Consider the following 19798-nt stretch of genomic DNA (forward strand, 5'->3'; position numbering starts at 1 on the left):
CATTCGTGCCAACAGTCGATTAAGTTCCAAACAGAATGGCGCACTACACTAGCAGCCTGTCGGACTTAAGGGCAATTTTATAAATCCCCTCGGTTTTTTCAAGCTCCGAAAGTTCACTTCGCCTAAAATAGACACAGACATTTGACGACCCCCAACCCGATAATTGTCAACCTAGTGTAGTGCGTCAAATAGATTGCATCTTATTAAGCTTAGCCTGAGCGCGCGTGACTTTTGCGAGGATATCGTTGGCTTTGGCTGTCCAGATGAACGGCTTAGGATCGCGATTATGCTTCACGATATACTGCTCAATCGTGCTGATCAAATCTGGAACGTTATGAAAGACACCGCGTCGTAACTGGTTCTCTGACAAGTCTCTAAAGAAGCGCTCGACCCTATTGAGCCAAGATGCGCTGGTAGGCGTGAAGTGCATATGAAATCGCGGATGCTTGGCAAGCTAGGTTTTTACTGCGGGATGCTTGTGGGTTGCGTCGTTATCGGCGATCAAATGTATCTCCCTTTTCTTGGGTGTGCTGCGATCAATCTGCCGCAAGAAGCGCAACCACTCTTGGTGACGATATTTTTTCATGCACTGGTCAATAATACTTTCATCGAGCGTGTTCATTGCGGCAAACAGGGTCGTCACGCCATTACGCGTGTAGTCATGGGTCATCGTTTGGCAGTGCCCTCGCTTGAGCGGCAAACCCGGCTGCGTCCGATCCAGTGTGAATCTGTGACTTCTCGTCGCAGAAGAAGACCACAGCATGTACGGGTGGGTTCAGATACAGCCCGACGATGTCCTTCAGTTTCTCGGCGAAGTGCATATCTTTCGGCACCTTGAACGTCACCACCCGATGCGGTTTAAGTCCGTGCGCGTGCCAGATACGCCGCACACTGGACTCGCTGATCAAGGCCGCTGTCGCCATGCGGCGCGTACTCCAATGAGTTGCATTTTCTGGTCGCTGATTAATCGTCATCTCTACGATCTGCTTCACTTTGTGCGCCGTGATCACAGTCCTGCGACCCGGTCGCATTTGATCGCGTTCGATCCCCGGCAATCCTTGTGCGATGAAGCGCTTCCGCCAGCGTCCCACCGTTCCACGCCAAACCCCAATCTCCGCGCCAATCTCTTGATCCGTTTTGCACTATGGCGCACTTCACTAGCGGATCGACTCATCCAGCAAGCAAGCTAAAATATAAAAACTTAACTTCCATTCAGACAACTATTAAAAGTTCTGCAATTATATGCATGGTTACTTGGGTTGGCGGTCGAGACATCTTCATCTTTTCTCAATTAAAAAGGTGGTGCACCTGCCACATGCCAAGTTATATATACAGCACCTGCTGCGCAGGCTAAGGTGGCAATAGACAGCAATAGCGATTGCAACCACAGCCATTTTTTTTCGGGAACCGAAATTTTGGCAGCTAGTGGAATTATGGCCAGTATAGGTAAGGCATACCATGGCAATTGTGCTGACAGCACTGCGAGGCAGCCAGTCAACCCAGCAATGAGTGACAACGGCAGGGTAAAGCTACGCCCGCATGGCAATCGGCTATTAAATAAAACTTGAAGCAGTAGGTATGCGCTTGCCGCTGCACCCAGCGCTAAACCGAACTGGCCAAGCAGGGCAGAAGCACCAAATAATGCAGCTCCCCCAGTGCCCAGTCCCAGTGCCATGCCTGCACTTCCAGCTCTTACTGGCGCTTCATGCAATGTATCCATCCAGAAAATCAGCCAACCGACATACAAAGCGAACCCGCCTCCCCAAAGCAACATGTGCGTCATGTCCTGCTGTTGTAAGATGCGTAACGCCATCCATACTGTCGCAACACCGCCCGCTATAGCGAGCATTAAGCGTAGCGGGCGCCAATTGAACCGAAATAGTGTTAGAGCAAGCAGTGCAGAGAGCAAGCCCAGCAGAACAATTTTGCGCGTAGAGGTGAGTGGCTCTATGGAAAAACTACTCACCAAATAAACAGTGACAGCAAATCCGGCAATTACTGCCAAACCGCTTAAGCGTAAGGGCTGTAATAACTTGGCCACTATCAGCGCGATGATGAAGGGAGCGAGGCCGCCCTGCACTGCGGGATTATTTAGTAGTTCTTGCATTTTATGCACACAATTTTATTAATTATTAATGACATTTCATTCTCTGATGGATATTTGTTTGCCTGCGTTTATGTCTGTTTATAATATCAGTTTGCATTTGTGTGTTTCACTTGAAATATAAGTTGCTGCTCCCAATATTAAGCACCATGCTAAGAAAAAGCAATAAATTGCATCCCATACCTTCAGTTTAAAGAGGCATAACATATGAAACGAATTTTTCTGTTTGTCCTGACCAATTTGGCCGTACTTTTCGTCATCAGTATTACGTTGCGCTTGCTTGGTATTGACAAAATGATGAATGAAAATGGTGGCATTAATTTCAACTCTCTTTTGGCCATGTCGGCGGTAATGGGTTTTGCTGGTTCGCTAATCTCGTTATTCTTGTCAAAATGGTCGGCCAAACGGATGGTTGGTGCACAGGTTATTACTAACCCGATAGATCCTACTGAGCGCTGGTTAATGGAAACCGTGCGCAAACAGGCGCAAACTGCGGGAATCGGTATGCCTGAAGTAGCAATCTATGAAGCACCAGACGTAAATGCTTTTGCTACCGGCTGGAACCGCAATAATGCACTAGTGGCGGTAAGTGACGGATTGCTGCATAACATGAGCAGGGATGAGGTAGAGGCGGTATTAGCACACGAGATCAGCCATGTTGCTAACGGCGATATGATAACGCTTGCGCTTTTGCAAGGTGTAGTTAATACTTTCGTAATATTTTTCTCCAGAATCATTGGTCATCTAGTAGATCGTTTGGTCTTCAAAACTGAACGTGGATACGGTCCAGCTTACTGGATAACTAGCATCATCGCACAACTCTTGCTGGGCATTTTGGCCAGCATGATCGTTATGTGGTTTTCGCGCCAGCGAGAATTTCGTGCCGATGCAGGTGGAGCAAACTTGGCTGGGCGCAATAAGATGATCGCTGCTTTGGAGAAGCTGAAAATCAATCACGATCAGGCCACTCTGCCCAAACAAATGGCGGCATTCGGTATTGCGGGCGGTGGTGGCTTTGCCAAGTTATTTAGTACCCACCCCTCTCTAAATGAGCGCATTGAGGCATTGCACGCAGGACGTTAAGTTAACTTTGATTCTCTAGTGAATTGCCGCAGATACCGGCTGCCTTTGAAGTCGCGGATTCATTTAACCGATGAGCTGGCTTTAACGGTCGCACAATCCGATACCGAACCCGGGATGCACTGTCCGGTGCAACGTACATTGCCAGAACGATCTCTCATAACAGCGCCTCCTATTTCGAACGAACAGAAAATTCGGCCAGCCATATCCGTGCCGCACTGGCCGCGACCGCACAAAACTTCGCCACGCATTGTCAAGATGATGTCCCCGCGGTCGTGACGGGAACAGAAGGCAGCGCCGGACTGATCGGTCATACATTTTCCGGCGCCACAAAATATTTCGCCCGTAATATCGGCAATACAGTCAGCGCGAGAAACAAGGCTGAACGCAAAACACACTAGGAATAAAATTACGCTGAAAATGAGCCTACATCGACTAGAAGGGCCGATTAACCGGCCATGGCTCCCCCTGAATTGGGAGTCGTAAATATACATAACTTCACTCCTGCATTGCGATCCGATAATCTAGGTTTTCCGTGTGTGTAATGCTGCTAGGTTTTAGTGAGCATAGATTGAGCGTAGTCGGAAAATATGCCACCTAACGAATAAGGTTAGATTGTGATTGCGAAGCGTACCACAATCTGAACCGTTTGTTGGACGAGCCTGGCCCCGAGTGCCCGAGTGGTCTCATAGAAAATATTTTTTCGTGAATGGCTCCGGTTTGAAGTGAAGTAAGCTGAGAAAAAGGACACCAACGTTTTGTTAAACTTGAAACGGAGGTGTGAAATGAAGCAAAGAATACCCAACACAATTTTCAGCAAAGAATTTCGTGAACAGGCGGCCAAGCAAGTCACAGAAGAAGGGTTAAGCCCGAAGGAAGCTGCCTGGCATTTGTCGATGCCTGTTTCCACATTGAAGTATTGGTTAAAGGCCGTGCAAATTGGGCGATGTCGGCAAGACACAACGGCCGTTAACCGAGATTGAACTGGGCCTAACCAAGACCCAACGTGAACTGGCGGAAATCAAAATGGAGCGCGACCTGTTAAAAAAAGCGGCAGCGTACTTTGCCAGGGAAGTGCGGTGAAGTACGCGATGATGAAGGAATGTCAGGGGGATGACCCGGTGCCGTTTATGTGCCATATCTACGAAGTTTCGCCGAGCGGTTATACCGCTTGGCTTGGGCGTTCACCATCAAAACGGGCTCAGAAAGAGGGGCGACTGGAAGTGGAAATCCGAGCTGCCCACCCGCGCACCCGCGAGACCGATGGTCTCGAGCGACTCAAGGAAGATTTGGCTGAAAACGGCGTCAATACCAGTGTTCACAGCATCAAATGTATTCGTGTGAAATGGGGGATACGCTGCAAACAAAAAAACGCAAGTTCAAGGCGACGACGAACCCGGATCACGTCATGCCGGTTGCGCCAAATTTGCTGGAGCAGACATTCAAGGCGACCGCCCCCAATCAGATCTCGGTGACCGACATCACCTACATCCCGACGGATGAGGGTTGGCTCTATCTGGCAGGCCACAAAGATTTGTTCAGTGGCGATCTGGTGGGCTACGTCATGAGCGAGCGCATGACCAAAACTTGGTCAGCCAATCGTTGTTTCGCGGTATAGCGACAAAACGCCCACCGCGCGGACTGATACACCACTCGGATCGGGGTAGCCAGTATTGCGCCCATGAGTACAGAAAATTGCTCGATCAGTTTGGAATGGTGCCCTTGATGTCGCGCCGGGGAAACTGCTACGACAACGTCCCCATGGAAAGCTTCTGGGGATTACTCAAAAATGAATTAGTGCACCACCGGCGCTTCAAGACCCGCGCCGAGGCCATTCAGGCTATCACCGAATACATCGAAATATTTTACCGGCGGCAGCGCAAACAGGCACGTTTGGGATATGTGTCTCCTGTTGCTTATGAGCGCCAATTCTATGGAAGTAGGTTGGCAGCATGAACCCGTTGGTGTCCATTATTGACAACCGACCTCAACGTTAATTTTACGTCACCTGTGGAAGACTATTTTTCGGAGGAAGTTCACCTTTCACTTGGTTGTTTAAGTGGTTCCGATATTAACGTAGCTTGCCAACTGAATTCACTTGCAAAAGTTACACTTCAGCGCTGAATCTGCATACCTTTGCATGGATAATTTTTTATCGCTCGCTTACCCAGTATTGAATATACTAATTTTTATTCATTTACCGGCTGTCTTCTCTCACCAGTATTTCAGTTTCATTAGCTGTGCCCTGAGCGGCACGCCGAATTCTGTCATTGATTGCAACCCACTCTTGCGTGACGGGAGGCGCTTCAGCTAAAAGACGATCGAAACTGGCGTTATCAATACGGTGCAGCGTTGCATAGAGCTCGCGCCCATATTCATCAGCCAGTAGAGGCATCTGAAAGCTTGTGATTTCAGCACTACCTACACACTCGTTATAATCACTCAGATTAAGTACCGCCACTTTATAGCCAAGATTAGCCAGTCGATGTGCCCGAAGCCATAACTCGTCTGCGGGATGGATTTCAATTGGAGTTGCGGGAGCATAGTGAGAATCCAGCGTGCCGGAAGCTCGTACCTTGAAGGAGTTTGGTTGAGCCAGCAATATTTTCTTATTAAGCGTGTCTTCGATTGCTTCGACGGAAAGCCCTCCGGGTCGCAATAACACCGCTTCTCCATGTACAAAGCTAATGATGGTGGATTCCACACCGATACGGCATGGGCCTCCATCCAGAATTGTACCCACCCTGGACCCCAGTTTGTCATGCACGTGTTGCGCTGTAGTTGGGCTTACCTGTCCAAAAAGATTGGCTGATGGAGCTGCAATTCCGCCGCCAAACGCATGTAGCAGAGTGGTTGCGATGGGGTGGTCTGGCACACGCAGACCTACGGTGTCTTGCCCACCGGTGACCTCATTCGGCACTTGGTTGGATCGTTGCAGGATTAAGGTCAGTGGGCCCGGCCAGAATGCTGCTGCCAATTGCCATGCAGCGTCGGGGATATGCTGTGCCCAAGCTGGTAGTTGGGAGGCTGCGGCAATATGAACGATTAGAGGATGATAATTTGGTCGACCTTTGATCTGAAAAATCTTTCGCACTGCAAGTGGATTGGAGGCATCCGCCCCCAATCCGTAGACAGTCTCAGTGGGAAAAGCTACGGTCTCACCTGCCCGCAGTAATGCGGCGGCAGCTTGTATTTTGTTATCCGGGATCGTATAGAGGTTCACTGAAAGTGTCTTAATTTTCAATCTCGCACTTGGTTAACTTGTCGTACTTGCGCCGACGACTCATCGCCCGGATAAGGATAACGTACATGGCCGAAGCGGATCAAAAACACTGCGAGCGTTAGCATAAGGATAGAGCCAGTTATCGCGAGCATGCGCCAATCATCCATGTCTTTCATGTCCAAGATCAGGTAGCGAGCAAGTGCCACCATGCCGATGTACAGCGGAAAGCGCACTGGCAGCTTGCCTGAGTTGTAATACAGCCCGACCATGGCGAGGACTTCCAGATAGAGGAAGAGTAGCAGCAGGTCTGATAGTGTCACTTGTGACGCCCGCACCATAATCATAGTCTCGTTCGCCATTGCGAACACTGTAGCGATGGCAATGACTAGCAAGCCGATATGCTCGACCAGTGAAAGAAGTCGCTGGTTGAATTTTTTTATGGTTGTTGTTTTCAATCCGTTAGCACCTCAATAATATTAAATATGTACTTAAAACTTATGTGATTGAGTTCTTAATAATCTGATTTTACAGACTCATTTAAAATGGACTAACCGTTACGCTGGATGCATGTGCTGTGCTCGCAAAATACTGCAATGAAAGGTAAAAGCTGATGGCAAGAAAAAACGTACTGGTTAAAGTGCACCTAATATATTAACAGCGCATTGTAACGCAGCAATTCCTCTTTGCGGATATAGAAATAAAGTCGTGGAAAGTGAGCGTGTCATCCGCGACACGCTCGATTTGATGATCAAATCGCCAATATTTAATTTGGGAAAAAAATTAAATATGTTGGTAAGAATATGTATGTCCCGCTTTGGGGTTGTCACTTATTAGCGTTCACTAAACTCCAGCGTCGTGTAAATGCTATTTGCTGAAGGGTGGGTCACGCGTCCATTAATAGGCGCACGGCTTCTTGATATTTTCCCGCAGTTTTTTCGATTATATCGGCAGGGATTTTCGGTGCCGGGAGTTGCTTGTTCCAGCCAGAAGCCTCCAGCCAGTCACGCACGAACTGCTTATCAAAGCTAGGCGGGTTGCTTCCTACATTGTATTGATCAACTGGCCAGAGCCGAGAAGAATCGGGCGTCAGTGCTTCATCAATCAAATACATTTTTCCTGATGAATCCGTACCAAACTCAAATTTGGTATCAGCAATAATAATCCCCTTAGTGGCCGCATATTCCGCGGCCTGGGTATACAGCGACAAAGCGGCATGGCGCACTGCATTCGCACGCGGTATTCCCAGCAATTTTGTGGCCTGCTCGAAGGAGATGTTCTCATCGTGTTCACCAGCGGCTGCTTTGGTTGAAGGTGTAAATATTGGTTGCGGCAGTTTTTGCGCTTCCTGCAAATCGGCAGGTAATTTAATGCCGCACACCGTGCCAGTTTGCTGGTACTCTTTCCAAGCGGAACCAGCAAGATAGCCGCGAACAATGGCCTCAATAGGCACGGGTCTCAAGCGTTTAACTACGAATGCTCGGCCAGTCAGTTGCGCACGCTCTGCGTCAGTATTGACTAATGATTCAGGTTTGATGCCGGTAAGGTGATTAGGAAGAACGTTAATAAGCTTGTCAAACCAGAAGTTGGACAGGGAAGTGAGTACTTGACCCTTTCCTGGAACTGGGGTCGGCAAAATGACATCGAAGGCAGACAAGCGATCAGTCTGCACAATAAGTAGGCGATCATCATCCACTTCATAAATGTCACGCACTTTACCGCGGTGCAATAAGGTCAAGCTGGTTAAGTTGGATTCAAGTAATACAGACATAGGTTCCCCTTTTAATTTAGTGATGGCAGCTGGATCGCAGCAATTGCTTCGGCCTGCTGTTTGCGGAATGCGATGAGACGTTTGGCCAACTGTGTATCGTTATTGCCGGCATGGTTATTGCGAACAGGCCAGAATTGGCCGCACCAGCTAAAATATCCTTGGGCATTTGCACTATGGATAGTAAAGAATCGATACTTTTAAGGTGTTTTGATGGAATGGGTGCGCTCAGCACTGGCAGAGTGGTTTGACCCGCAATAACTCATTGAAATTCCACCGCAGCTTAAATTTAGCAAATGATTAAAGTTCAGTCCTATTGCTTTTTAATCAAGCAATTCGTTTTAACGAGACATTAATCTATGGCTATACCATATGTTTGAGTAAATTCTAAATTTTAACTACGTCATTGAGATTTATAATTATTTTTTAAATCCAATAAGATAGATGCCAATAACTTTTCCAGTTTTATCTTTAAATGGATCATAACAAGTGTAGAAAGAATTACCTAAAATATCGATTTCTCCACAATATACTTCACCCTTGATTGCTGCGCTATACGCTTGGTTATGAGCAAGTTTAGTTCCAACCCCGCGAACACCTCTAGGTGTTAATACGTTCGTACTAATCCGAATAAACTCGTTACCATCTTTAACAAAGACAGTAGAGTAAGCACCAGATGTTTTTTTAATTTTATCGACTACAGTAAACGAATTGTTTATTTTGTGTTTGCCAAAATAAATGACTGGGGCAATTATATCTCCAGACTTTTCTACCCCTTCTATTCTAGGTTCACCCATTTTTACAAATATCATTTTAAGTTCATCAACTGTTTTTCTGGGATCGTCTGCACCCGCCGTGGCCATAAACAGTAATGTTGCTAGAAACATAATTGTTGTTTTCATAAAAATGTCCTTTTTAATGACTGATATTTTGGGGTTAAAAAAGCTTTTAAAGAATAGGTTAATTGATTAAGTAACACAATATGTCTCATAAAAACTATTGATCATGGTTGTCTGGTGAGCAACCAAAATACCGTTGGAGACTGAGGTGAATCATGGCACAAAAACGATAGAACTTCCAGAAGTAGTCTCGTCGAGCCATTTACGCCATCTTACTTGTCTTCGTGCCATCAGTCAGTTATCGTCGTGTTGCCTAACCATTTTTAAAGATGAGTTGCCTGGATTAACCGGTCGGAGTTAATAAATGCTTGGATCAGTAGGTCGCTTGAGGGACAGGTCTTACAAATCACCCCGCCAAATTACCCAGCGGATGAAAATGTAAAGCCAGCCCCCGCAGCACTGGAGGTGGCCATCTTGCGGAGATTAACAGCTGCTAATAATTTTTTATAGAGCGCTAACCCTCGCTCACCACCCTATGTGGCGATTATACTTCGTGCAACACTCCATCCTCCAAGCGAAGCTGACGCTGCATTTTTCCCGCTAGCTCCAAGTCGTGGGTGACTACGATGAAACTGGTGCTAAGCTTAGAGTTGAGTTCTTGCATAAGTTCAAATAATGCCTGTGCACTGGCGCGATCCAGATTTCCGGTAGGCTCGTCCGCCAATACGCAGGCTGGCTTGGTGACTAGTGCGCGCGCTACGGCGACACGCTGACGTTCACCACCCGAAAGTTCGGCGGGTAGATGTTCCGTTCGGTGTGCGAGCCCTACCAGCCCGAGCATATGCGCGGCAATCGGGTTTGTTTCACTTCGCTTCATGCCACGGATTAGTAATGGCATGGCAACATTTTCCAATGCGGTGAATTCTGCCAGCAAATGATGGAACTGGTACACGAAACCCAGTGCCCGGTTGCGCAGAGTGCCACGCTCAGCTTCATTCATGGTTTGCACATCTTGGCCTAGGATGGCGACGCTGCCGTCGCTGGCCTTATCCAATCCACCGAGCAAGTGGAGCAGGGTACTTTTACCTGAGCCGGAGCTACCTACGATGGCGATGCGTTCGCCGCGCATGACGTCAATGTTAACTCCGTTAAGCACAGGTACATTGAGTTTTCCTTGCGCAAAGGTTTTACATAAGTTGCGGCAGGAAATGACCATCTCACTCATAGCGTAGCGCCTCTGCCGGTTGTGTCCTTGATGCGCGCCAACTTGGATATATCGTTGCTAATAGACTGATAAAAAATGAAAAACATGCAACGATCAGCACATCGCCGCGTTGTAAGTCGGAAGGTAATTCGCTGATGAAATACACTTCCTTGGAGAGGAAGTGCATGCCCAGCAGTCTCTCTATAAACGGCACCACTGTGTCGATGTTGAGGCTTAAGAGTACGCCTCCTCCAACGCCGAGTACAGAGCCGATCAGGCCAATCAGGGCGCCTTGAACGATGAAAATTTTCATGATGCTGGCGGGCGAGGCACCAAGCGTGCGCAGGATGGCGATGTCGGCTTGCTTGTCGGTAACCGCCATTACTAGCGTGGAGACAATATTGAATGCGGCTACCGCCACGATGAGCGAAAGAATGATAAACATCATTTTCTTTTCAATCTGTACGGCGCGGAAATAATTAGAGTGCTGGCGCGTCCAGTCGCTAACGTAGGTATTGCGCGGCAATACACGTTGCATCTCAATGGCCACGCGGGGAGCCAGATCGAGGTCATGCAGACGTGCGCTGATGCCGCTTACCGCGCTACCCGTTTGATAGAGCTTTTGCGCGTCATTAAGGTGAATCAATGCCAGTGCATTGTCATAAGGTGCCATGCCGATCTCAAAAATACCCACTACGTGGAATTGCTTGAGACGCGGCACCATTCCCGCAGGCGTGATCTGCCCCTGAGGAGAGATGAGTAACACCTTTTCGTTCAGATGCGCCCCCAGCGTGTGCGCCAAGTCTGAACCTAGCACGATGCCGAAACTGCCTTCCTGCAAGGCTTCCAACGAACCGGCTTTCATCTTGTCGGAAAGGTCTATCACTTTGCTTTCATCCTGCGGCAAAATGCCACGTACCATTACGCCCTGAACATTTTGATCAAACGACACCATGCCTTGTCCATTAACGAAAGGCGCGGCAGCCGCCACTTGTGGAAATTTTTTCGCGAGCTGTAAGGTAGGTTGCCAATCGACCATGTAGTTACCCTCTTCACTGATTTGCAAGTGGGGCGCTATACCTAAAATACGCGTACGGATTTCTTTCTGAAAGCCGTTCATTACCGACAGCACTACAATCAGGGCAGCCACGCCCAAGGCCATACCCAACATGGAGATAAGCGAAATAAAGGAAATGAAATGATTGCGCCGCTTGGCACGGGTGTAACGCAGACCGATGAAGAGTTCGTAAGGACGCAAAGTGTAGGGCTTAAAAAAAGAGGTCGCTAGTTTGCCACAAGTACGTTTTCTGTGGGATGGAAAACGGGGTGGATAGAAATTACTTCGCTTAAGTCATTAATTTTCTACTGCGGCTATAACGCACGATCGCTGTGATCGTTGGACTTGATCAGCGTAGCCTTAAATATTCAAGGAATACGAGTTTCCATCTGTTCAGCTAAGATGGTTTCAGTTTGTTTAGGTTGGTCTTTGCGCGATCCGAACGCATAAGAGTATATCCGCGTAAATTCAGCGCCCATCAAAAATATCTGAGCAGAGTAATAAATCCATACCAATAAAACAACCAGAGAACCTGCCGCTCCGAACCCTGAACCAACGCCACTTCTACCAATATAATAGCCAATCAGGAACTTGCCTATCGTAAATAGAAACGCGGTGACCACCGCACCAATCCACACATCGCGCCAATCTATCTTCATGCGTGGCATTAGTTTGTAGATCATTGCGAATGCAATAGTAATCAGCAAAAAACTCAGCGTTACATCGACTAAATTTGCGAGAGGCCCAAATCCGCCATATAAAGGTTTGAACCATTTCTCCAATGCCGCTAAAGCTGTGCTTAATATGAGCGAAACAGTCAATAAAAAACCTATGCCCAAAATCATTCCAAAAGCAAGCACTCGCGTACGTATCAATCCAAATATTCCTGCATCCTTGGTTCTTATGGGCGCGCGCCATATTCTATCCAAGTCGCTCTGTAACTCGGCAAATACTGTAGTTGCTCCAATCAAGAGCAAAGCTACGCCGATAATAGCGGCAGTGACACTCTCTGTCGGCTTACTTACACTTTCAAGCATACCTTGCACCACCAATGCACCAGTTTTCCCCATTAAACTATTGAGTTGCGTAATAATTTCTTCCCTTGCTACTTCAGCGCCAAAAATAAGCCCAGCTACAGATATAACAATCAGTAGAAGTGGTGCAATCGAAAACACTGTGTAATAGGCAAGTGCTGCTCCCATGCTTTGAGCATTATCTTCAATCCACGCTGAGAAAGTGGCTTTGAAAAGATTCAAGATATTTTTTATATTCATGGGACTGCTCTAAAGAAGAATCGATGATAATTATTGCACATGGTTTGATAATATTTGATTGTTACTCATTTCGAATTTTCATGGCATGACCTGCGCTGCAAGTTATAGTGTCGGCTCTGCCTGAGTTTTTGCACAGTTTTTTAAATGCAATCTCCCGTCTCGAATTAATTTTCATTTAAATCCTTGAATATCTAGACAAGACGCGCTGAGTGCGGCGGAAAATTAGGTGAATTATGTGAGTTTGGTTAAGTCAGTCAACGTTGTTATAGAGCTATGCGTTTACGATTTTAGGGCGACTTCGTCGTTCATTTTTGTAAGAGGGCTATGATGAAAAAATTGCTACTGGCTTTTGCTACATTGGTTATTTCTTCCAGCTTTGCGATGGCTGCTGTGAACCTAAACACGGCCACAAAGGATGATTTAGCTGGAATTAAGGGCATAGGCCCGGTGAAGGCTCAATCTATAATCGATTACCGCAAGAAGAATGGTTCATTTAAAAGCGTCGATGAATTGGACAATGTTAAAGGTTTTGGTAGCAAGTCGGTACAAAAAGTACGTTCTGAGTTAACCGTGGCCGGTATTTCTCCCTCTAAGCCAGTTGCAGATAATGCAGCTGACAAAAAGAATAAAGCTAAGAAATAGTTTGTAGCTGGGCTTTTTTGTCAGCATAGCTGATGCCGGAAAGTGTTGGACTGTTTATGTGGCGTCTTATCGCGGATTAAATAGCGCTGACCCCTAGGCACCTTAGGCTATCTGAGGTTGTATTCTGTTTTCAATGTTGTACAAATAACAACCCCGTCTGGCGTGAGCTTGGCGGGGTTGTTATTTGTACTTGAATGTAATGGTAAGATAATGATCTTTGTTTCAGGAACATGTAGATGCACCACACTATTGAATATTTTGTTGGCAACACGCCGCTAGTCAGGTTAAAACGTATTCCCGGCACGACGAGCAATGTGCTGTTAGCCAAGCTGGAAGGCAATAATCCTGCCGGCTCGGTGAAAGATCGTCCGGCGCTCTCAATGATCATGCAGGCCGAAAAACGCGGTGACATTAAACCGGGCGACACGTTAATAGAGGCGACCAGTGGCAATACTGGCATTGCGCTCGCGATGGTAGCGGCTATGCGCGGCTATAAGATGATACTGGTGATGCCTGAAAACCAGAGTGTAGAACGTCGCCAGAGCATGCGCGCATATGGCGCAGAATTGGTGCTGACACCCAAAAAGGGCAGCATGGAATTGGCGCGTGATATAGCGGAGAAACTTCGTGACGAGGGACGCGGAATCATCCTCGATCAATTCGCTAACACGGACAATCCTCTCGCACATTATCAGGGCACTGCACCGGAAATCTGGCGCGACACTCAGGGCAGCATCACCCATTTTATTAGCAGTATGGGCACCACCGGAACGATCATGGGGTGTTCGCGCTACTTCAAGGAAAAAAATCCACTCATTCAAATTATCGGCGCACAACCGGAAGAGGGTGCGCAGATACCCGGTATACGTAAATGGCCTGAAGCGTACCTTCCAAAAATTTACGATAGCAAACGTGTAGATAGGCTGGAAGTAGTTGGTCAGCAAGAGGCGGAAGATATGACCCGTCGGCTGGCGAGCGAGGAAGGCATCTTCTGTGGTATCTCGTCCGGCGGTGCCTTGGCAATAGCGCTACGAATAGCGAAGACGGTGCAGAACGCAACCATCGTGTTCATTGTGTGTGACCGTGGAGATCGCTACTTAAGCACAGGTGTATTTCCAGCGTAACGTGCTCGCTTCTGAAATTAAGATTTTGGAGGTCGACGCTAGATTTCTTCCTCCATAGCCATTTCAAGTTCCAGCCAGCTTTCCTCCAATTCGGCCACTTTATTTTCAAAGGTTGAATGCAGTGCGTTCAGCTTGATGATTTCATCACGGTCAGGATTGACATAGATAGCTGGATCGGCCAACTGGCGGTTGACTTCGGCCAGTTCCGCCTGAGCTTTTGATAGCGCGGCTTCGAGTTTGGATTGTTTCGATAGAAGTGCCTTCTTATTTGGTTTGGATAAGGTTGACTGGCGCGGTTTTTCTGGTTGAGTTTGAGTCGTTTCGCGCGGGCGGCGTGTTTCGATCCAGTTTTTGTAGTCTTCCAGATCGCCATCAAACAGTTTGGCATTGCCATCCGCAACCAGCCATAACTCATCGGCTACAGCGCGGATTAGGCTGCGATCGTGGGACACCACTACCACTGCACCGCTGTATTCCTCCAGCGCCAGGGTAAGGGCATCGCGCATATCCAGATCGAGATGGTTGGTGGGTTCGTCGAGCAACAATAAATGTGGCTTTTGCCAAGCTAACAGGGCCAACGCCAAACGGCTTTTTTCGCCACCGGAAAAGCTTGCCACCGGCCGATCCTCGCTGTCTCCGGCCAGACCGAAACGACCGAGAAAAGTGCGCAATACCTGTGTCGTTACTTTGGGTGCCAGCTTTTCCATGTGCTGCAAAGGTGTAGCCTCGCTGTCCAGGTTTTCCAGTTGATGCTGGGCGAAGTAACCGATACGGATATCGGGCGTAATTTCCAGCTTGCCCGAGGTGGGTTGAAGCTCACCCACCAGCAGTTTAATCAGGGTGGATTTTCCGGCACCGTTCGGCCCGAGCAAGGCGATGCGCGCACCCGCTCGCAGCACCAAGTCGACGTTATGAAATAGCGCTTTGTCACCATAGCTAAAACCCATTTTATCGGCACGCAGTAATAAGTCGGGGCTACGCTCCGGCGCCTCGATCTCCAGCTCGAAATGGCCATCTGCAATATGAGCCGGGGCGATACGCGTAAGCCGCTCCAGCGCTTTAACGCGGCTCTGTGCCTGCTTTGCTTTAGTTGCCTTGGCACTAAAGCGGCGGACAAAATCTTCCAGGTGCGCAATTTTTCCCTGTTGCTGATTAAAAGCTTGATTTTGCTGTGCGATGCGCTCGGCACGGGCGCGCTCGAAATCGTCGTAGTTTCCGCTGTAGCAATCGATCACCTGGTTGTGAACATGGGCGATGCGGTTGACGCAGGCATTGAGAAATTCGCGGTCATGAGAAACCAGAATAAGGCTGCCGGGATAGCGGGCAAGGTATTGTTCAAGCCAGAGGATGGCCTCCAAGTCGAGGTGATTGGTGGGCTCATCCAGCAACAATAAATCGGCTCTATGCATGAGCGCGCGGGCCAGATTCAAACGCATGCGCCAACCTCCGGAAAAGCTGCTTACCGGGCGTTCCAGCGTGTCGTTGGCAAAACCTAATCCGTTCAGCAGTTGAGCGGCACGGGCTTTGGCCACGTAGCCATTAATCGCTTCGTAGCGAAGCTGAGCCTCAAACCAAGCCGAATCATGTTCCTCTCGCGCCAAATTTTTTTCCAGCGCACGCAACTCCACGTCTCCGTCAAGCACGAACTCCAAAGCGGGCTGATCCGAGTTGGCGATTTCCTGCTCGACAAAAGCGATTGTCTTGCCGGATTGCAGCGATATTTCGCCGCTGTCCGGAAAAATTACGCCGCGAATCAGGCGAAATAGCGTGGATTTGCCGCAGCCATTTTTGCCTATCAACCCGATACGCTGGCTGGCGTACGCCTGAAAATTTACTTGCTGCAATAGCGTCGTGCCGCCTTGCAGGTAGGTCAGATTTTGAATGTTTAGCATGGTGTAATGATAACAGAGGTGCCACACCTTAAAGATCAGAGCGAAAGCTGAATTAGCTTGTCCGATTGCAACTGTTCGTTAATGGTAGTCGTGAGTCATTGGTTGCGCAGAATTGTAAGTTTATCCGAGCATTAATGATGAAATCTGCCCAAATATATAGAGCTGCCTATAGAGTGTTTGCGGATGTAACTTTAATTCCCATCGCCTCCTGAGCCCCGACGGCGCACCTCCCCTCGTGTATCATGTAGGCCACCATGCATATTCCGGAGTGACACCATAAAACGCCACCTGTACCTCGTTGTCGTCGCCTGCCTAATTTTAGGTGTCTTGGCATGGGGACTGGTGCAAAAAATGCGAGGGCCGGCCTTGGTCGGTTACGAAGTGGCAGCGCGGTCGCTGGTGCAGACGGTCGTGGCGACCGGCCGGGTGGTGGCCGTTTCGCGCGCGCAGGTCGGCAGCCCGGTGACTGGCGTGATTGTCGAGCGGCGTGTGCAGGAGGGCGACGTGGTTCAGCCTGGCGACGTGCTGGCGGTGCTGCGTGCCGATGACCTTGAGGCGGCCGTGCGCGAAGCAGAGGTTGCCCTGGCCCAGTTGCAACAGTCGACGCGTCCACAGGCGCAGGCCGCATTGCGCGAGGCGGAGGCGCGGCTGGCCCAGGCCAGCCGCGAAGCCCAGCGTAGTCGGGCCCTGTTTCAGCGGCAAGCGGTCGCCCGGGAAACGATGGAACGGGTGATACAGGCCGAGACAATTGCCCGCACCGCCGCCGAGCAGGCGCGGCTGACCGCCCGTTCGCTAGTGGCAGGCAACCCAAACGAGGCCTTGGCACGCGCCCGAGTGGCCAGCGCCAAGGCGCTGTTGGCCAAGACAACGATCCGCGCTGAAGTCGCCGGGACCGTGCTCACCCGCAATGCCGAGCCAGGCGACCTGGTGCAGCCCGGCCGCGTCCTGTTCGAAATCGCCCGCAACGACGACACCGAAGTGCTGGTGCCGCTGGATGAAAAAAACCTTGAAGTGCTCGCGCTCGGCCAGGCGGCCAGGTGCATCGCCGACGCCTACCCTGCACGGCCATTCCCGGCAAAGGTCAGCTTTATCGCGCCCAGCGTCGATCCACAGCGCGGCACGGTGGACATACGCCTCACCGTGAAGCCGGTGCCTGATTTTTTGCGCCAGGACATGACCATCTCAGTGAACGTGGAAACGGGCCGTCGGGACAGTGCCATCGTAGTGCCTAACGATGCGCTGGGTGCCAAGAATGGCAACCACGCGGAGCTGTGGCTGGTCTCCGATGGCCGCGCCACGAGGCGCCAGGTGCAGTTGGGTCTGCGTGGCCTGATTCAAACCGAAGTCACGGCCGGTTTGCGGGTTGGCGACTGGGTCTTGGCGGATGCGCAGGCCGCGGTGGCAGAAGGCGATCGGGTGCGCGTGGTGTCCAGCAGCCTGTCTGTCGGTGCTGCGAAGACTGCCACGCGCAAGGAATTGCCCGCCAAGCTGGACTGATGCCGATGTGGATCGAGTGGACCATCGCCACCAAGTTCCTGCATGAAGGCAAAGTGCAGAGTACGCTGATCCTGGTCGGCATCGCCGTGGGCGTCGCGGTAATCGTCTTCCTCACTGCGCTGATCACCGGACTGCAGAGCAACATCATCAACCGTACGTTGGGTACCCAGGCTCACATCAAAGTTCAACCTACAGAAGAGCGCAACCGCATCCTGCCGCCCGCTGCGGGAAGTGTGCAGCTAGTGCTGGAGGACAAGCGCGCCCAGCGCCTGCGCTCGATCAACAACTGGCAGCAGGTGCGCGACGTGCTCGATACGCTGCCGCGGGTCACAGCCGTGTCGCCGGTGATATCGGGGCCGGCGTTCGCCCGCCGCGGCGAGGCACTGCAGTCGGTGGTGCTGGTCGGCATCGACGCGCCGCGCTACCTGCGCATCATCCCGATCCAGAACGACATCGTCGCCGGCGTGTTTCGCATCGGTGCCGGCGACGCCGTAATCGGCAAGCTGCTGGCCACCGACCTCGGCCTGCGCGCGGGTGACAAGCTGCGACTGGACGGCGGCCAGCAAAGGGAGGGCGTGGTGAACGTGGCCGGGATATTCGAGCTGGGGGTGCGCGAACTGGACTCGCGCTACGTGTACCTGGAAATGAAGCAAGTTCAGTCGCTGCTCAACCTGCCAGGCGCCGCGACGATCATCGACGTAACGGTGGATAACATTTTTGACGCGCAGGCAGTGGCCGCGCGCATCACCCGCCTCACAGGACTGAAGGCAGAAAGCTGGATGGAAACCAACGCCCAACTGATGAACGCTTTGCGCTCACAAAGCCTTTCCACGCAGATGATCAGCGCGTTCGTAGCATTGAGCGTGGCGCTTGGCATCGCCAGCGTGCTATCGGTGAGCGTGGTTCAGCGTACGCGCGAGATCGGAATCCTCCGCGCAATGGGCACCACTCGGCAACAAATGCTGCGGGTGTTCCTGGTCCAGGGGGCACTGTTCGGTCTGGCCGGTTCGCTACTGGGTGGCCTGGCGGGTTATGGCCTGGTGGGCGCGTTCAATACCTTCGGGCCAAAACTGTTCTACATCCCGGTGAGTCCGTGGCTGCTGGTGGCCGCTGCCGGATTGGCAATGGTGACCGGCATCATTTCGGCAGCCGTGCCTGCACGACGCGCCGCTTCCCTCGACCCTGTGGAGGCGATCCGCCATGTCTGAGCACGACGCCAACCAAGAGGTACTGCGCCTGCAGGGTCTTCGAAAAAGCTACAACGTCGGCAAGCCTACCGAAGTGGAAGTGCTGCACGGGCTGGATCTGCGCCTGCAACGCCGCGACTTCGCCGCGCTCGTGGGCGCCTCTGGCTCGGGCAAGAGCACGCTGCTCAACTTAATCGGCCTGCTGGACAGACCCACAGCGGGCGAGCTGTTTCTGCTCGCCGAGCCCACCCGGAGCATGGATGACGCCCGGCGCACGGCGGTGCGTGGCAGCGCGATTGGCTTCGTGTTCCAGTTCCACCATCTGATCCAGGCCTTCACCACGCTGGAGAACGTGCTGATGCCACTCATGGTGGCCACCGGCAAACCCACGCGCGAACAGATCGACCGCGGCCGCGATCTGCTTGCCCAGGTCGGCCTGGATGGGCTCGAACAGCGCAAACCCGACCAGCTTTCCGGTGGCCAGCAGCAGCGCGTGGCCGTGGCCCGCGCCCTTGTCACCCACCCGGCGCTGCTGCTGGCCGACGAACCCACCGGCAACCTCGATAGCAAATCCGCCACCGAAGTGTTCCAACTGTTCCGCAATTTCAACCGCGAGTTCGGCTGCGCCGTGCTGCTAGTCACCCACGACTCGCGCATGTCAGAGCAATGCGACCGCACGATCACACTCGTGGATGGCAACATCGAAAGCGATTCCTGATTTCGGTTCGGAAGACAGTAAAGAAGGTATCAACGTAAGTTCAGGCTACGCTTGCTGACAGTATCAATTGATACCTGAAGTCGAATGACCGCTACTGGTAAGCGGATGTGCGTGCAGCAAGCTACGAATGTCCGCAGTGGTTAAGGGTTGTCGGATGTCAGCCCTCAACCGCTGCGCGATCAGGATGCAGCA

At 50.7% G+C, this 19798-nt stretch carries 17 protein-coding genes and 2 pseudogenes; 7 read left to right on the top strand and 12 right to left on the bottom strand.

What is annotated here, in order from left to right:
- Nucleotides 1–184: 184 nt before the first annotated feature.
- Both MJ769_RS13770 and MJ769_RS13775 read right to left on the bottom strand, forming a co-directional pair.
- Nucleotides 185–1139: pseudogene (locus MJ769_RS13770) on the bottom strand (IS630 family transposase); the annotation flags it as partial.
- A 152-nt stretch (nt 1140–1291) separates the two neighbouring features.
- Complete coding sequence (locus MJ769_RS13775; protein WP_239237715.1) at nt 1292–2107, bottom strand: hypothetical protein; 816 nt, start codon at nt 2105–2107, stop codon at nt 1292–1294.
- A gap of 204 nt (nt 2108–2311) precedes the next feature.
- Between MJ769_RS13775 and htpX the strand changes: the two genes are divergently transcribed.
- Complete coding sequence (htpX, locus tag MJ769_RS13780) at nt 2312–3187, top strand: protease HtpX (protein ID WP_239237716.1); 876 nt, start codon at nt 2312–2314, stop codon at nt 3185–3187.
- A 59-nt stretch (nt 3188–3246) separates the two neighbouring features.
- Here the strand turns inward: htpX and MJ769_RS13785 are convergent, their stop codons facing one another.
- On the bottom strand, nt 3247–3498 hold the full coding sequence (locus tag MJ769_RS13785) for a hypothetical protein (protein ID WP_239237717.1): 252 nt from the start codon (nt 3496–3498) through the stop codon (nt 3247–3249).
- Between the two features lie 471 nt (nt 3499–3969).
- Here MJ769_RS13785 and MJ769_RS13790 point away from each other — a divergent pair.
- A pseudogene (locus MJ769_RS13790) lies at nt 3970–5140 on the top strand (IS3 family transposase).
- 241 nt (nt 5141–5381) lie between these two features.
- Here MJ769_RS13790 and MJ769_RS13795 read toward each other — a convergent pair.
- The 8 genes from MJ769_RS13795 to MJ769_RS13830 form a co-directional block, all read right to left on the bottom strand.
- A complete protein-coding gene (locus MJ769_RS13795) occupies nt 5382–6407 on the bottom strand; it encodes an L-threonylcarbamoyladenylate synthase (protein WP_239237718.1) in 1026 nt (341 codons plus the stop codon).
- A gap of 17 nt (nt 6408–6424) precedes the next feature.
- Complete coding sequence (locus tag MJ769_RS13800) at nt 6425–6862, bottom strand: phosphate-starvation-inducible protein PsiE (RefSeq protein ID WP_239237719.1); 438 nt, start codon at nt 6860–6862, stop codon at nt 6425–6427.
- A 428-nt stretch (nt 6863–7290) separates the two neighbouring features.
- The gene (locus MJ769_RS13805; RefSeq protein WP_239237720.1) at nt 7291–8175 is read right to left on the bottom strand and encodes a phosphoribosylaminoimidazolesuccinocarboxamide synthase; all 885 of its coding nucleotides are present in this window, start codon (nt 8173–8175) and stop codon (nt 7291–7293) included.
- Between the two features lie 16 nt (nt 8176–8191).
- Nucleotides 8192–8407 carry an AIR carboxylase family protein gene (locus MJ769_RS13810; protein WP_239237721.1) on the bottom strand — a complete coding sequence of 72 codons (216 nt, stop codon included), beginning with the start codon at nt 8405–8407 and terminating at the stop codon, nt 8192–8194.
- Between the two features lie 184 nt (nt 8408–8591).
- A complete protein-coding gene (locus MJ769_RS13815; RefSeq protein WP_239237722.1) occupies nt 8592–9074 on the bottom strand; it encodes a Cache 3/Cache 2 fusion domain-containing protein in 483 nt (160 codons plus the stop codon).
- A gap of 481 nt (nt 9075–9555) precedes the next feature.
- Nucleotides 9556–10236, bottom strand: coding sequence for a lipoprotein-releasing ABC transporter ATP-binding protein LolD (lolD, locus tag MJ769_RS13820; protein ID WP_239237723.1), 681 nt, complete (start codon nt 10234–10236; stop codon nt 9556–9558).
- Entirely contained in the window at nt 10229–11473 is a 1245-nt protein-coding gene (locus tag MJ769_RS13825) for a lipoprotein-releasing ABC transporter permease subunit (protein WP_239237724.1), read from the bottom strand. The genes lolD and MJ769_RS13825 overlap by 8 nt, the downstream gene beginning before the upstream one ends.
- A gap of 167 nt (nt 11474–11640) precedes the next feature.
- Nucleotides 11641–12546, bottom strand: coding sequence for a YihY/virulence factor BrkB family protein (locus tag MJ769_RS13830; RefSeq protein ID WP_239237725.1), 906 nt, complete (start codon nt 12544–12546; stop codon nt 11641–11643).
- A gap of 324 nt (nt 12547–12870) precedes the next feature.
- On the opposite strand from MJ769_RS13830, the gene MJ769_RS13835 reads away from it, so the two are divergent.
- Both MJ769_RS13835 and cysM read left to right on the top strand, forming a co-directional pair.
- Nucleotides 12871–13188: a ComEA family DNA-binding protein gene (locus tag MJ769_RS13835; RefSeq protein WP_239237726.1), complete on the top strand. Its 318-nt coding sequence runs from the start codon at nt 12871–12873 to the stop codon at nt 13186–13188.
- Between the two features lie 236 nt (nt 13189–13424).
- A complete protein-coding gene (cysM, locus tag MJ769_RS13840; RefSeq protein WP_239237727.1) occupies nt 13425–14312 on the top strand; it encodes a cysteine synthase CysM in 888 nt (295 codons plus the stop codon).
- Between the two features lie 38 nt (nt 14313–14350).
- On the opposite strand, the gene MJ769_RS13845 is transcribed toward cysM, so the two are convergent.
- Nucleotides 14351–16204: an ABC-F family ATP-binding cassette domain-containing protein gene (locus tag MJ769_RS13845; protein ID WP_239237728.1), complete on the bottom strand. Its 1854-nt coding sequence runs from the start codon at nt 16202–16204 to the stop codon at nt 14351–14353.
- A 366-nt stretch (nt 16205–16570) separates the two neighbouring features.
- Between MJ769_RS13845 and MJ769_RS13850 the strand changes: the two genes are divergently transcribed.
- Genes MJ769_RS13850 through MJ769_RS13860 form a run of 3 tightly spaced genes read left to right on the top strand, consistent with a single transcriptional unit; the run spans nt 16571 to nt 19606 of the window.
- A complete protein-coding gene (locus MJ769_RS13850) occupies nt 16571–17701 on the top strand; it encodes an efflux RND transporter periplasmic adaptor subunit (protein WP_239237729.1) in 1131 nt (376 codons plus the stop codon).
- Nucleotides 17701–18909, top strand: coding sequence for an ABC transporter permease (locus tag MJ769_RS13855; protein ID WP_239237730.1), 1209 nt, complete (start codon nt 17701–17703; stop codon nt 18907–18909). The genes MJ769_RS13850 and MJ769_RS13855 overlap by 1 nt, the downstream gene beginning before the upstream one ends.
- Nucleotides 18902–19606, top strand: coding sequence for an ABC transporter ATP-binding protein (locus MJ769_RS13860; RefSeq protein ID WP_239237731.1), 705 nt, complete (start codon nt 18902–18904; stop codon nt 19604–19606). Before MJ769_RS13855 ends, MJ769_RS13860 begins: the two co-directional genes overlap by 8 nt.
- Nucleotides 19607–19798 lie beyond the last annotated feature (192 nt).

The sequence above is a fragment of the Candidatus Nitrotoga sp. BS genome (genome assembly GCF_927797785.1).
Taxonomy (GTDB): Bacteria; Pseudomonadota; Gammaproteobacteria; order Burkholderiales; family Gallionellaceae; genus Nitrotoga.